This window comes from Shewanella amazonensis SB2B, assembly GCF_000015245.1.
Classification (GTDB): domain Bacteria; phylum Pseudomonadota; class Gammaproteobacteria; order Enterobacterales; family Shewanellaceae; genus Shewanella; species Shewanella amazonensis.
This window is the reverse complement of record NC_008700.1, coordinates 1,456,367-1,471,060: the sequence shown is the minus strand read 5'-3', so window position 1 is coordinate 1,471,060 and position 14,694 is coordinate 1,456,367. Positions and strand designations below refer to the sequence as shown.

Sequence of the window (14,694 nt, the reverse complement as noted above, 5' to 3'; positions counted from 1 at the left end):
GCCGAATGTCACCAGCCTTATCAGGCTTTACGCAGGCTGTGACCCTTCACGGCATAGAAGAAAATCATGCCGTAGCAGGGAAGCAGCAAGCCATAACCGAGCTGATGGCTGAGTCCGGATTGCACCAGTGCACCGTAGGCAAGTGGCAACAGGGCGCCACCGGCAATACCCATAATCAGCAAAGCTGACGCTGTCGCCGTCAGGCGGCCAAGCCCGTGCAACGCCAGGGGCCAGACAGCGGGCCACACCAGCGCATTGGCAAAACCAAGCAGCGCCAGACAAAGAACAGTATTGGGTACCGGCGCTATACCAAAGGGCTGCAACAGCCAGCTGGCAAGCGTGGTGCCCTGCTCGTCACCAAACATGATCCCCAGAGTAAACACCAATCCGGCAATTGCCGAGCACGCCAATGCAGTTTTCTGACTGATAAATCTGGGGATGGTGGCAATGCCCACCAGATATCCCAGCACCATAAACGCCATGGTGTAGGAGGTCAGTACCCCGAAATTGCTCAGTCCCAGATGTTGTCCATAGAGGCCAATACTGTCGCCGGCAATCACTTCGGCGCCCACATACAAAAACAGCGTCAGGGCCCCCAAGATCACCTGAGGATACTTGAGCAGCTCCCGCCAGTGGCTCTTTTGCGATGATTCATTGGCACTGAGATTCGGCTCTGGTAAAGGTGAAAAACGCACATAAAACAGCAGCGCTATCAGGACTGCCGCCATGGCAAGGTAAGGTTCCACCAGCCTGGCCGACAGGGCCTGCAAAGCCTCAGTTTTATCGGCTTCAGACAGGGCCGCCAGCGCGGTTTCTGTGTAGGCCTCCGTCCCGGTCAGCACCCAGGCACTGAAAATAAGCGGCACCAGAATACCCGCGCCCTTGTTCACCACGCCCATACAGCTGATGCGCATGGCAGCGCTCTCGCTGGGGCCAATCACCACTATGTAGGGGTTGGCGGCGGTTTGCAGGATCGTAAGCCCGGTTCCCAACACAAAGAGCGCCAGTAAAAACAGTCCGAAGGTGTGGCTGAACGCCGCGGGAATAAATAGCAGAGCCCCAAGCGCCATCACCCCCAAACCAATTTGCAGCCCGGCGCGGTAGCCAAAACGGCTGAGTAGCCCGGACATGGGCAACGCCATCACAAAATAGGCGATGTAAAACACAAAGGTGACCATATAGGCCTGCAGCTCATTGAGTTCGCATGCAATTTTCAAAAACGGGATCAGGGCGCCGTTGAGCCAGGTGACAAACCCGAACACAAAAAACAGGATGCCAATCAGCACCATGGGTAACAGCGTGGAAGAGGTCTTGGTTGTTTTCATTATATTTTCCATAGGGTTATCCAGCTTCTATTCCATTCCGGTTTCTTTTATTTCTGCACTTTTGCCAATAAGGGCGCTTTTAATCCAATGGAGGCTCTTGGCCTGCCACCAGCTGACCGGCTTGCCAGCGGCCCAGTTGATAAAGGGCATCATCCAGCAGCAACAGGTCGGCGCGATTACCCGGCGCCAATCGGCCTATGTCCTTCAGGCCCAAAAATGCGGCCGGTGTGGCTGTAGCCATCCACAGGGCCTCGGCCGCACTCACGCCGAGCATGGCACAGGCCTGACGCACCGCTGCCGTCATGGTCAGCACAGAGCCCGCCAATGAACCCTGTTCGTCCCGAAGCACCATGCCATCCCTGTGCACCTTGCCACCGAAAAATTCAAAACTCTCTTCCCGGGTGCCTGTGGGCGACATGGCATCCGTGACCAACATGAGTCGCCGAGTGCCTTTAAGGCGCCAGGCCAGGGTCGCCGAGGTGGCGTGCACATGCTCCCCATCCAGAATAATGCCGCAATATGCTTCAGGGCAGGCCAGCGCGGCCCCCACCATACCCGGCTCTCGCCCTTGCAGGGCCGACATGCCATTAAAGAGGTGGGTGAATCCACTGGCCCCCGCCGCGAGACTGGCCTCGACCGTGGCAACATCGGCATTGGAGTGGCCAAGGCTGACCCTGACACCGAGCGCCACCAAACGCGCGATATCGGCCGGTTCGACAGTTTCCGGTGCCAATGTCACCATGCAGCATCCGAGGGCGGCGACAGCGTCCGCGTAGAGAGTCATTTCCGCCTCGCCGATGGGGCGAATAAGTGCCGGACTGTGACACCCCTTTTTGGCGAGTGACAGGTGCGGCCCTTCAAAATGAATGCCCACCACAGCGGCATCGCCCCCTTGCCTTGCGGCAATGGCGCCGTCGAGCGCCTGCTCCATCACGGCAAGATTGTCACTTATTACCGTGGGCAAAAGTGCGCCGGTCCCATACTGGCCGTGGGTTTGAGTAAGGGTGTTGATACCAGCCGCCGTGGGCTGGTGATTGATGAGAACCCCACCACCGCCATTAACCTGGGTATCCACCAGCGCCGGAGCCAGAATGCCCGGCAGCCGATATTGAGGTAAATCGACATCGGGCCTACGCGATATGGTCTCGATGTGGCCTTGGCTTATTTTCAGCCACACATCCGGCACTAAAGCCGCAATGGCATTGCCTGTTACACCAAACTCAGATGCATCGTCAGCACCGACGAGTACAAACTCGGGATTGAGCCAGCAATCGTTGAGGTTTTCAGGCAAACAGTTGCTACCTACGTCAGCCATGGAGCCTCCTTTGAAGTTCTTCGGGCCCCATTTCTACGCTGAGAGCGTCAGCAAGGTAATCTTCGCTGAGCGCCTTACCCAGCAGCGCGGCCCCGCGTACCCCGCTGGCCGCGCCAAACTCGGCCACCCGGAATTCCGGCAATTTGGCGCTGGCAAAGAGATGCCTTGCGGTTGCGTCGGGCAAGGCTGCAATGATTTCCTTCACTTCGGAAATACCACCACCAAACACCAGGCAGTCGGGATCCAGGCTGAGAATTTGCCCCGCAAGCACACTGCCAAGGGCATCCATATAGGCATCAAAGGTGCTGATGGCTTCAGCCTTGCCCGACCGGTAATCCGCAAGCCAGACATAGGTATCGGCGGTGCCGCCAAAATGCTGGTACAGGCGGCCAAGGCCGGTACCCGAGACATAGGTCTCGGCGCAGCCGGTTAAGCCGCAGCCACATTCGAACAGCGGCAGTTGATGTTTGATGATGACAGAGGCCGGCAGGCCAATATGGCCAAACTCCCCGGCGAGACAGTGGGCGCCTAAAATCAGTTTCTGACTGATACAAACACCGCCGCCGAGGCCAGTGCCGAGGATCACCCCGAGCACTCGCTCAAAGCCCACGCCGGCGCCAAGCAAGACTTCAGATAGAGCAAAGCAACGGCAGTCATTCCCAAGCGCAACCGGCCTGCCAAGCCGGACGGTGAGCTCCTGAGCCACAGTGCGGCCATTGAGGCAAGGCACATTGCTTGAGAGCACAGTGCCGTCACTGAGAATAACCCCGGGAAGTGCAATACCCACAGAGCCCTTGGAGACTTCGGCTGGCTGCACGGTCACACCCGAGTGCTGCTGCGCCAATTCATCGGCGCGCTCAATTTGGGCACAGACCTCATCCAAAAACTGGCCATAATCGGCCACAGGGGTCGGGATCTGCCAGCGCTCAACACAAGCCATGCTGTCATCAAATAAGGCGAGCGCAATCTTGGTGCCGCCGATATCCAGTCCGTAATGCATCCGTTATACCCCGACTCCCGGCAACCGATATTGGTTGAGGGGATAGATTTTGACCCCCTGGACGACGCGATTCACCTGGCCACCGGGGCAAGGGTTGTCGGCGCTGATCCCAAGATTGAGGGCCTTGAAATACGCAAAAAGTTGACAATACAGGATATAGGGGAAGGTAAGCCAGACATCCTCGAGCAAAGTCTGAGCATCTGCGCCAACATTTTCTTCACAAAGACGCACCAAGGCACTGGCCGCCCCATCCCGTTCAAGCTCAGCAGCCATGTCCATGTCGTAGGCGCGGGCATAAGGTTCAGATGAGCAAAGCACCACGACCAGGGAGTCCTTATCGATAAGTGACTTGGGGCCATGACGGAAGCCAAGCGGACTCTCATGCACCCCCATCACGGCGCCGGCACTGAGTTCCAATAATTTGAGTGCGGCTTCTCGGGCGATGCCCTGCAAGGTACCACCACCCAAAAATACCACCCGCGAGAGAGGTAAAGCGGCAAGTTTGGCAATCTCGTCCACCCGGTCGCAGAGCATTCGCTCAGCCAGGGTAACCGCCCTTGCCAGGGCGCTGTAATTGGCCGCAAACAGCAAGAGCACGCCCAGGTACATGCAGCTGAAGCTGCTGGTCATGGCAAAGCTTCTGTCATGGCTGCCTTCCGGCATCAGCCAGAGGCAGGCGCGCTGTGCCTGCTGCTCGCCGTACCTTGCCATGCTCCCCTGTGGATTACAGGTCAGCAGCAGGTGGTAACACCGGGGCAAGAGGGCGTCGCACAGTTCGATGGCAGCCATGGACTCAGGACTGCTGCCTGAGCGGCCAAAGGAAATTACCAGAGTTGGCCTGGCCGGATGCAGATAGAGGTGTGGATGTGACACCAGGTCCGTGGTGGCAATGGCCTCCACCGTTTGCCCCACCAGCGGCATCTGGGTCGCCAAAAAGGGCGCCAGCGCTTCGCCGATGTACGCCGACGTCCCGGCACCTGTGAGGATAACCCGCAAGTCAGGCAGGGCCAGAAGCGGCGCGGCAAAGTCCTGCAACCTGCTCTTCTCCTGCACAAACTGCTCCGCCATTTCCCGCCACAGCCGGGGCTGCTGACAAATTTCCTCTGCCGTCCACTGACTGCCCTTCGGTGGCTGACGCAATGCGTCTTCACCGAATTCCAGGCAGATCTTGGTCTTTGATAGGTCGTTGACTTGCATAAATATTATCCTTTAATTGCGCTCAACTGGCAGGCGTCTTCGTAGCGTTCAAGCACCAGACTGATATGGTCGAGCACCAGCGACAGGGCCGTCGCCGGTAAGGCCTGTCTCAATACCTTGGGGTATTGCAGCGGCAGGTATTGGCTGATGAGTGGTAAAGGTATGGGGTCTTTGAGATTAAACAGCAGTGTATCTATGGCCTGGGACAGCTCTGGCCAATAATAGCGAATACGGTCGCTGTAGCTGAATCCCAGTTGCCAGTCGAGCGCCAGCGGGTCGGTGTAAAAATGCTGCCAGAATTTGGGGTCGGCCTGCATCTTGTCTTCGCACAGGGCTCTGAGTCCTGCGCGCTTCGACGGCTCCAGCAACAGCGCCTCGATGTGGTCAAGGGCAAACAGCGCTTCGCGCAGGGCAAAGGTCAGCTCCGGTCCAACCTTGAGAATGGCAAAATGATCCGCTACCAGCGACTTATAGTGTTCCGGCAACTGGTAATCGGTGGAGTGCGCCTCATACACAAGCCCAGGCTGGCAACGGATAAAGCGGCGCTGCGCGTCAAGCAGACTGCTGTTGTACTGATGTATGTCGCTGTGGCCGAATTCCACCCCGGGCTGAACCACCAGGGCAATCACCCGCTGCCACACCTCATCACTGAGTCCCGCCGCATCAAACGCCGCCCTGTGGGCCGCGACGGTTTGCTCGATGGCCGGCACAGGGGTGACTTCCAGCGCATGCAGACTGGCAACTCCACCGGGAGGCGGCACTTCGGTACCAATCACGTAGCAAAGTGGTCGCCCGCAAGCCGCCTCTTCCGCCGCTTTGCAAAGACGGGCTGCGCGCTCGGCAATCAGGCTGTCACCCAAAGGCTCAGCTTCACCCTGGCAGCCCATGCTGGCGTCGAGATGGATTTTCTCGAAACCGGCATTCACAAAGGCACGCACCATGGCCTCGGCATTAGCCATGGCCTCATCGGCAGGCAGATGTTTCCAGGCGACCGGGCCCAGATGGTCGCCGCCAAACAGCAGGCGCTCACGGGGCAGCCCTTCGGCCTCAGCCAAGGATTCGACAAAGCGGATAAAGTCAGCGGGTACCATGCCGGTGTAGCCGCCAAATTGGTTAACCTGATTGGCCGTGGCCTCAATCAGGACGGGGGAGCCTGTCTCCACGCCGTGGCGCAAAGCGGCTCGCAGGACCAGCGGCTGTGCCGAGCAGACGGCAAAAATGCCCCGCTGCTCGCCACGCTTGTTGGCCTCAATAATGGATTTGAGCACCGACATCTGCTTACTCCACGATGCCCAGTGGCGTGGCGCTCTGCCATACGCCACGGGTAAAGTCCGGGAAGTCACGGGAATTGCCACGGTCGGCCACTGACGCGGCAGACAGGGGCTGCACCGCTGACCAGGCCGCACCATCGTACACATCCTGATCCAATGGCTCGCCGTTTCGCAGGCAATAAATCATGCGCCAGCACATCAGGAAGTCCATGCCGCCATGGCCGCCGTTCTGCTCGGCTTCACGACCCATGCGGGTCCACAGCGGGTGGTCGTATTTACCGTACCAGTGTTCCATGTCCTGATCCCACTCGTGGAAACTGCCGCGACCATGGTTTTCCAGGGCGATACGGTTGGGGAAGCCGGCAAAGACGCCATTGGTGCCCTGAATCAGGTTATGGCGGCTGTAGGGACGTGGCGTGGTGGTATCGTGCTGCACCATGATGGTCCGGCCCTTGACGGTTTTGATCAGGCTGGTGTTCATGTCGCCGCAAATGTAGTTGAGCTGGTTGCGCTGGTGATCTTTTGGAAACTCGCGCTGTGCATAGGCTGCGCGGCCAAGGGCCGGTGAACTCATGGACGAGAGATAGTCGAAGCGGTCGCCGCGGTTGATGTTCATATACTGGGCAACCGGGCCCAGGCCGTGGGTGGGATACAGGTTACCGTTGATTTGGGCATGATAGCCGGTACGCCAGGAGCCGGTTTTGCGGTCGAGCTCTTTCATCTGCCAGCGAAGTTCATGGATGTACGCCGCCTCACCGTGGAGCAGCTCACCAAAGAGGCCCTGACGCACCATATTCAGTACCATCAACTCGTCGCGGCCGTAGCAGACGTTTTCCATCATCATGCAGTTGCGCTGGGTCAGCTCGGCGGTGTCTACCAGATCCCAGAGCTCTTCGATGGTCATGCCCATGGGAACTTCCACAAAGGCGTGCTTACCGGCCAGCATGGCGGCTTTGGCCATGGGGTGATGCAGCGCCCAGGGCGTGGCGATGACCACTATGTCCACATCTTCGCGGGCAACCAAATCAAGATAGGCTTGCTGCCCCTTACTGTAATAAGCCGGCTGACTGCGACCATAATCGGCCATGATTTTTTGGGCACGGGAGATAACCAGAGGATCGGTATCGCAGATAGCAGTAATGCGTGCGCCTTCGATGTTATTGAAGTGATGGATAAAGCCCACACCACGTTCACCCACACCAATGAGGCCCACTCTCACTTCGGCCATCTTTGGCACCACCAGGCCCATCACGGATTTACCCGCAGCCTTGGGTGTTGCGCTGGTGCCCTGCTGACTGGCACAACCGGCCAGCGCCGCTGCAGCCACAGATGCCATAGAGGCCTTCAAAAATCCACGACGATCGATTCCCGCCATTGTTCTCCCCTTAAATCGCTATTGAGTGCGTTCTACCAGGTGCAATTGCACCCCTTGTTTTTCGAGTGCCTGGGCGTAACGCTCAGGAATGCCTGTGTCAGTGACCAGCCTGTGAATGCGAAGCAAAGGACAGATCACATGAAAGGCCTGCTGATCAAATTTGGATGAGTCGGTCACCACTATGACCTCAGTGGCAATGTCCACCATCATCCGGTTCAGACAGGCTTCTTTTTCAAAATGGGTGGTCAGTCCGGCCTTCAAGTCGAAACCGTCCACACCAAGAATCAGTTTGTTGAAGTTGTAGTCACCCAGGCTCTTCTCGGCAGCGCTGCCGTAAAAGGACATGGACTTTTTACGCAGCAGGCCACCGGTCAGCATCACTTCCACCGAGTCTGACTTGGACAGCACAGAGGCTATGTTCAGTCCATTGGTCATCACGATAAGGTCTTCGTGCTGCATCAGATGATGGGCAACTTGCTCTGTGGTGGTACCCGAGTCGAGCAGCAGTCGGTCCCCGTTTTGCACCAGACTTGCGGCCGCCGCGCCGAGTTCCCGTTTCAGGGCCGAATAGCAACTGCCTTTTTCCTTCAGGGACAACTCGCGGCTCAGCTCGGTATTCACGATGGCACCGCCACGGGAGCGCACCAGCAACTGCTTTTGATCCAGGGTTGCCAGGTCACTGCGAATGGTGACCTCTGACACTCCGAAGCGTGCCGACAAATCGCTTACCGACACCTTTCCCTGTTGTTGGGTCAGGCGCACGATTTCCTGTTGTCTCTCTATGGTGTTGAGAATGTTCATTTCGGTTATCCCATCATTTGTTCGAAAGCCTCAATGTATCACAGCACACAAACTTTCAATAGGTTTCGATACCAACCAAAACGGCGCATTAATGTTTTCAACCATTGAAATTCAGCGACTTAAGTTAAACCTTCGCTGACATCACGACTTTCGATATCAATCAATATGCCCTCATTCGAAAGAAAATAAAAGCTATTTCACATTTTTTTGTTGATCAAAACACTTTTTTAACATTATATGTAAGCATTCGAAAGCAAGATTAGCCTTTTGATATTTTCGAATACGCCATAAGAACGAGTCACAAAAGCATCTGAATGGAGGGGAGAGCATGTCTTCTTTACGTACCCAAGTCGCCACCCTGGCGCTGGCGGTCAGCACCGCACTCTGGATAACACCTGTGTGCGCGGCCGATGCCGAACAAACAACCAAGAACACCGAGGAAAAAGCCAAGCAAGCCGAAGAAGCCAAGGAAGAGGATGTTGAGCGTATTGCGGTTTACGGTATCCGCTCCAGTATCAAGGAGTCGATGTTCCTCAAGCAAAACGCCACCAGCGTGGTGGATTTGGTGGTGGCCGATGACATAGGCAAGTTCCCCGATGAAAACCTGGCCGAAGCGCTGCAGCGTATTCCCGGGATCACCATCACCCGTAACGGCGGTGAAGGACAAAACATTCTGGTGCGCGGCCTGGGCGCAGGTTATAACGTCACCACCCTCAACGGCCGTAAACTGGCTTCAGAATATGCGGGCCGTGACTTCAACTTTGATACCATCGCCTCGGAGCTGGTGAATGTGCTGGCGGTATACAAGTCGCCCGAAGCCCGTCTCACCGAGGGTGGAATCGGCGCAATAGTCGATATTCAAACCCGTAAGCCGCTGGATTTGGATGGTTTTACCCTGCAGGCTTCCGCCAAGGGGATCCACGAGTCACGCACAGGTGACATCCATCCCCATGCATCATTCATCATTGGCGATCAGAATGATGACGGCAGTCTGGGCGCACTCTTCTCTGCCGTATATTCGAAAAAGACCCTGAGGGCCGATACCTATTCTGCCGACGGATTTTTCGATGAAGACGAAGGCTGGGGTGTGGACAGTGCCGGGGTGCCCGTGGATGCCAACAACAATGGCACCATTGATGAGGGCGAAATCTTCGCCTCTAAAATTCCCAGCTATATGTACTTTGCCAACGCCCAGGACGTCCGTGAGCGCATCGGCTCTACCCTCGCCCTGCAATGGCGCCCAAGCGATGACTTGACCCTGAGTCTGGATGGTCTCTTTTCCCGCTACAACACAGATGGTAACCGCTACCAGATTGGCTTTGTAAACTACGACGAGTCCTGGACACCGGGCACGCCGCTGTTTACCGATGCCCAGTTCGACGACCTGGGCCGAGTGGTCAAGATGAAGCAAACCGGTGATAACACCATGGTGGAGCTGCTGAACATCTCTACCCCGCGCCAGACCGATACCTGGCAGCTGGGCCTGAATGCCGAGTGGCACCCTACCGACCAATGGTCTGTATACGCCGATGCGGCTTATTCTCAGGCGGAAAACAAGAACAAGGGTGACAACCGCTTCATAGTGGCACGTGGTTTTGTCGATAGCATCGGCATCGACTACAGCACAGGTAATACCCTGCCGGATGTGGTGATAAGCCCGGCCCTGACCTCTGACCAAACCTACGGTGCCCACTACAGCTACAACAGCGGTACCGGGGTAAAAGACAAGGTGAATGACTTCAAACTCGAAGCCATTTATGAACCCGAAGACAGCCTGGTAAGCAAGGTGCACTTTGGGGTGAATTATGTCAAACAGTCCAAGACCCAGAACGCCTTTGGATCCCGTAACCCCAGCCAGTTCAGCCGCGGCGGTTTTTACCTGACCCGCGATGGTTACGACTTTGCCCCAGGCCAGGTATTTACCCAGGGCGAATTTGAACTGTTCCGCATTCCGGAAAACGTGTTTGTGCCCGCCAACTTCGATAACTTCCTCGACGGGGAAAACAGCGTATCGCCAGACCCCTGGCCAAGCTTTGACTATGATGCCCTGCTGGCCTTCTACCGCTCCATCAATGCCGAGGCCGCCGACGCCAGCATAGTCGCGACCCAAAGCAAGTCCGGCAGCTACGAAGTATCTGAAGCCGTGACCTCGGCCTTCGTGCAGGTCACCCTGGAAGATGAGCTGTGGGAACTGCCCTACATGCTGAACCTCGGCCTGCGTGCCAGCCACACCCAGGTAGACTCCAGCGGTTTTGGTTATGACCTGTCCAAGGTGGTGCTCGACAGCGCCGGTAACCCCACTAATAACGACTGGCGTGCTGTCCTGCCTGTGGGTCATGAAGGCAGTTACAGCAACGTGCTGCCGAGCCTGAACTTCCGCCTGAACCTGCAGGACGATTTGCTGCTGCGCGTCTCTGCCGCCCAAACCCTGAGCCGTCCATCCCTGTATGCCCTGCGTACCTGGGCCAATCCCGACTTCGTCAACCGCAAAGAAGGATTGCCGACCCTGAGCCGTGGTAATCCCGGCGTAAGTGCCGAAGAGGCCTATCAGGGCGATGTGACGCTGGAGTGGTACTACGGTGACAGCAGCTCACTGGCTGCCGGCGTGTTTGTGAAGGATATTCAATCCTTTATCGAAAACGATGAAAACGCCATGGACGTGGAAGGCAACCGCTATATGGTCAACCAGCCTGAGTCAGGCGAGTATGGCGCCCTTATCACAGGTTACGAAGTGGCCTGGCAGCAGTCGCTGGAGCAATGGCTGCCGTCACCCCTGGATGGTTTTGGCGTGCAGCTGAACTACACCTATGTGGACAGCGAATATGACGACCCGGCTCGCAAAGAGCAGAACCTGCCCTTCGCCGGCATGTCTGAAAACTCCTACAACGCGGTGCTCTACTACGAGAAATACGGTTTGCAGGGCCGCTTCGCCTACAACTGGCGCAGCAAGTTCCTCGTTGACCCGGAAGCCTGGGGTGGTCCTGCCTGGATCAACGCTTACGGCCAGCTGGATGCCAGCTTAAGCTATGCGCTGCTGGAAAACCTGAATGTGTTTGTTGAAGCCTCCAACCTCGGCAATGACCGCTACTCTGGCTACATCAAGCGCCCTGATCAGGTGAACTACCTGGAGCGCTTCGGTACACAGATTGCCTTCGGTGTCAGGGGCAGTTTCTAACCCCAACAGCGTAAAAATGGCGGCCCCGGCCGCCATTTTTTTATGTGTTTCAATCGGCCTTTGGGGCCTTTTCGTATTCGCGGCTGGCCTCATCCATGCGCGCCACAAAATCCGCCAGCTCCTGCCCCGGAGTATGGGCAAACTGTTCGCTTTCGCACTCAAGACTCACAATACGGTCGGCGCGAAAGCTTCGAAAATCCCCCCGAAGCTCACACCACCCCAGCAGGGTCCAGGTACCACGCCAGAAATAAATCGCCAGCGGCCGGAGGCGTCGCTCTGTCACGTCTTCCTTGGCATCCCGATAACAAATCTGGCAATACCGCCGCTCCCTGGCCGCAATTCTGAGCGGGTCCAGAAATTGAAACTCAGCATCATCGAGATAAAAGTCGGGTGAAAACATGAGAGACTGCATGTCTTTAAGGCGGTTTGGCAGCACGGCTTCGACCTTGATAAGCGCCTGAGCAGCGGCTTGCCCAAGGGCCTTGCCGCCCCAGGTTTGCACCATGCGAATGCCCACCTGAATCGCTTCGAGCTCGACTTCGTTGAACATCAGTGGTGGCACATTGACCTCCTGACGCAGCAAATAGCCAACGCCAGCTTCCCCTTCGATGGGAATGCCTGAAAGGCAAAGGTCCTGAATATCCCGGTAGATGGTGCGCTGGGACACAGCCAGGCGCTCGGCAAGCTGCGCCGCCGTTGTCAGGCGTCTGTGCCTTAAGATTTGTACGATTTGAAACAGTCTGTCTGCGCGGCGCATACCCTATCCATGTAAGGGCCGGTACGCCAATGCGCCCGGCCCGGTATTTTCTGTTATTGGCGGCTCAGTATCGCAATACCCATGGCTTTATACCCAGCCCCGTCAGAGCGCCGGGCTCCACAGGCCGACTGTGTTGCCTTCGCTGTCGACAAACAGGGCTATGTAGCCACATTCACCGCCCTTGATGCCCATGGGAGGCATGACAATTTGCACCTGGTTGTGCTCCAGTTTACCCACAAGCTGACCCAAGTTATCCGTCAGATGCAGGTACAGACAGGCGCCGCCCTGGCCTGGCTTGAACTCGGGGTGTTTCATCAATCCGATGGTGGCCGCCTTCTCATCACTGCATTCGAGGATGGCGTATTCCACCTCATCCATGTCTTCCCGGCGAAAACTCACGTCAAACTGGGCTTGGTAGAAGGCGATGGCTCTGGCCATATCAGTGACAGCGATTTCGCCCCATACCAGAGGTTGAGTTGCTTGCATATCCTTATCTCCTTGTGACTAAACTTTATATATCAATGCCTTGAAGTAGGTATTACTTCGCGCTTCATCGATAGAGTCAGCTTAATCCCCCCCTGCTGACAACATGGTGTCAGCAGGGTTTGTCAGAAGTCGGATTTTTTCGGTTTCAGCGGGGCAGGCCCGCCTGATGACCATCCACCAGTGCCGTCATCAAGGCATCCCCCTGGAGCTGGGCGTCGGCCATAGCAATATCGTCTGCCATGGGTAATACCAGCTCGTAGTAGCATTTTATCTTGGGCTCAGTACCCGATGGCCTCACTATAACCCGGGCGGTGGAGCCAGGCGTGGCGTCCGAGGCGCCCAAATGGTAAATGAGTACATCGCTGGCAGGCAGAGCAATCTCCTCTTCCCGGCCATCGGCATAGACTTTACGCAGCCGCTTTAAGTCTTCCCGGGCAACCACAGGCCGCTTATCTATCTCGGTTGGAGGATTGTCCCTGAGCCAGGCACCTATATCCGGCGTCCCTTCCCCAAGGGCAATGCTCACCTGCCGGTTAACATAGAGCCCATGGCGGCGATAGAGTCGCTCCAGCGCCGCCCACACATCTTTTCCTTCTGCCAGAAGTTCGGCGGCCAGATTGGCAAAACACAGTTGGGCGCTGATGCCATCTTTATCCCACACCAGATTGCCCACCGTGTACCCCAGGGCTTCTTCATAGGCAAAGAGAAACGGCTGCTGCGGCGTTTCCAGCTGCTGTGCTGTATTCATCAGCCACTTAAAGCCGGTAAGCGTGGTATAGCTGTGGGCACCATAATGGGCGGCAATGGCGTGCAGGAGGGCAGAGGACACTATAGTGTTGCCCACCAGCGGCACACCCGCCCCCTGCCAATGGGACAGCAGATAGTCACACAATAAAGCGCCGGTCTGATCCCCCGACAACATCCGATACCCGCCATCGCTCTGGCGGGCAGCCAGCGCGAACCGGTCGGCGTCCGGATCGTTGGCACAGGCCAACAAGGCACCTTTGTCACCGGCCTCGGCGATAACCATGTCCATGGCACCGGGTTCCTCGGGATTGGGGAAATTCACCGTGGGGAAATTACCATCGGGCTCGCGCTGGGCAGCCACGCTGTATACCTGGCTGAAACCTGCGTCCCTGAGCACCCGCTCAGCCATGGGGGCGCCGACGCCGTGCATCGCAGTATAGGCAATCCCCAGACTGGCTCGGCCCGCCTGACTCTCACCGGCGGGATGCAGCAATGGCGAATGTAAAATGGCGCGGCGATAGCGCTCGAAAAAATCATCCTGCAAAAAGGAAAGTCGCCCCTGTTTTACCGCTTCGGGCTCTGGCATCCAGGGCAATTCAAGATTGGCCGCGCGGTCAATACAGGCCGCAATGCCTGCATCGTGGGGCGGAATAATCTGCGCGCCATTTTCCCAATACACCTTGTAGCCATTGTATTTGGGCGGGTTATGGCTGGCGGTGACAACGATACCGGCGGCCGCTTCAAAATGTTTTACCCCGAAGGCCACCAGCGGCGTGGGGGCTACATGGCTGGTCAGGCGCACTTTAAAGCCCATGGCGCTGAGCACACAGGCCGCATCGTGGGCGAATACCCGTGAGTCATGGCGGCCATCAAAACCAATGACCAGCCCCCGACGCTTGGCATCCTTAATTTGTGCCTCCAGATATGCGCCCAGACCTGCACTGGTTTCACGCACCAGCAGGCGATTCATGCCCATGGGGCCCGGGCCGACAATACCGCGGATACCAGCGGTGCCAAAGGCCAGTCTGCCATCGAAGGCGGCCTCAAGCGCTCTGTCATCCCCTGCCGCCACCAAAGCCTCCAGTGCGGCGCGACTCTTGGCGTCGGGATCCCTTGCCAACCAGTGTTTTACCTTGAATGCGAGCTGGGTATCCATAACCTCTCCTTGTGCCACCTCGTAACCCTGCAGTGACCTTCATCTATTCCAAACGTCCAAATACAGCACCTATGATGGGTTGAAAACTG

Annotated in this window: 11 protein-coding genes; 1 reads left to right on the top strand and 10 read right to left on the bottom strand. The window is 57.0% G+C overall.

What is annotated here, in order from left to right; all coding sequences use genetic code 11:
* Positions 1 to 20 precede the first annotated feature (20 nt).
* From SAMA_RS06280 to agaR, 7 genes are all read right to left on the bottom strand, one after another.
* Complete coding sequence (locus tag SAMA_RS06280; RefSeq protein WP_011759315.1) at positions 21 to 1,337, bottom strand: sugar MFS transporter; 1,317 nt, start codon at positions 1,335 to 1,337, stop codon at positions 21 to 23.
* Between the two features lie 67 nt (positions 1,338 to 1,404).
* Positions 1,405 to 2,640, bottom strand: a complete 1,236-nt coding sequence (gene nagA / locus SAMA_RS06275; protein ID WP_011759314.1) for an N-acetylglucosamine-6-phosphate deacetylase — start codon at positions 2,638 to 2,640, stop codon at positions 1,405 to 1,407.
* A complete protein-coding gene (locus SAMA_RS06270) occupies positions 2,633 to 3,640 on the bottom strand; it encodes an ROK family protein (protein WP_011759313.1) in 1,008 nt (335 codons plus the stop codon). The genes nagA and SAMA_RS06270 overlap by 8 nt, the downstream gene beginning before the upstream one ends.
* Before the next feature lie 3 nt (positions 3,641 to 3,643).
* Positions 3,644 to 4,837, bottom strand: coding sequence for an SIS domain-containing protein (locus SAMA_RS06265; RefSeq protein WP_011759312.1), 1,194 nt, complete (start codon positions 4,835 to 4,837; stop codon positions 3,644 to 3,646).
* A 5-nt stretch (positions 4,838 to 4,842) separates the two neighbouring features.
* Positions 4,843 to 6,111, bottom strand: a complete 1,269-nt coding sequence (locus SAMA_RS06260) for a class II D-tagatose-bisphosphate aldolase, non-catalytic subunit (protein ID WP_011759311.1) — start codon at positions 6,109 to 6,111, stop codon at positions 4,843 to 4,845.
* 4 nt (positions 6,112 to 6,115) lie between these two features.
* Complete coding sequence (locus SAMA_RS06255; RefSeq protein ID WP_011759310.1) at positions 6,116 to 7,483, bottom strand: Gfo/Idh/MocA family protein; 1,368 nt, start codon at positions 7,481 to 7,483, stop codon at positions 6,116 to 6,118.
* Positions 7,484 to 7,501: 18 nt separating this feature from the next.
* A complete protein-coding gene (gene agaR / locus SAMA_RS06250; RefSeq protein WP_011759309.1) occupies positions 7,502 to 8,284 on the bottom strand; it encodes a transcriptional repressor AgaR in 783 nt (260 codons plus the stop codon).
* 328 nt (positions 8,285 to 8,612) lie between these two features.
* Here agaR and SAMA_RS06245 point away from each other — a divergent pair, with 328 nt between their 5' ends.
* Positions 8,613 to 11,459 (top strand): TonB-dependent receptor, encoded by a 2,847-nt coding sequence (locus tag SAMA_RS06245; protein ID WP_011759308.1) that lies wholly within the window; start codon positions 8,613 to 8,615, stop codon positions 11,457 to 11,459.
* A gap of 49 nt (positions 11,460 to 11,508) precedes the next feature.
* Here SAMA_RS06245 and SAMA_RS06240 read toward each other — a convergent pair whose 3' ends face one another.
* The 3 genes from SAMA_RS06240 to SAMA_RS06230 form a co-directional block, all read right to left on the bottom strand.
* Positions 11,509 to 12,216, bottom strand: a complete 708-nt coding sequence (locus SAMA_RS06240) for a helix-turn-helix transcriptional regulator (protein ID WP_011759307.1) — start codon at positions 12,214 to 12,216, stop codon at positions 11,509 to 11,511.
* 102 nt (positions 12,217 to 12,318) lie between these two features.
* Positions 12,319 to 12,702 carry a VOC family protein gene (locus tag SAMA_RS06235; RefSeq protein WP_011759306.1) on the bottom strand — a complete coding sequence of 128 codons (384 nt, stop codon included), beginning with the start codon at positions 12,700 to 12,702 and terminating at the stop codon, positions 12,319 to 12,321.
* 145 nt (positions 12,703 to 12,847) lie between these two features.
* A complete protein-coding gene (locus SAMA_RS06230; RefSeq protein WP_011759305.1) occupies positions 12,848 to 14,605 on the bottom strand; it encodes a phospho-sugar mutase in 1,758 nt (585 codons plus the stop codon).
* Positions 14,606 to 14,694: the final 89 nt, after the last annotated feature.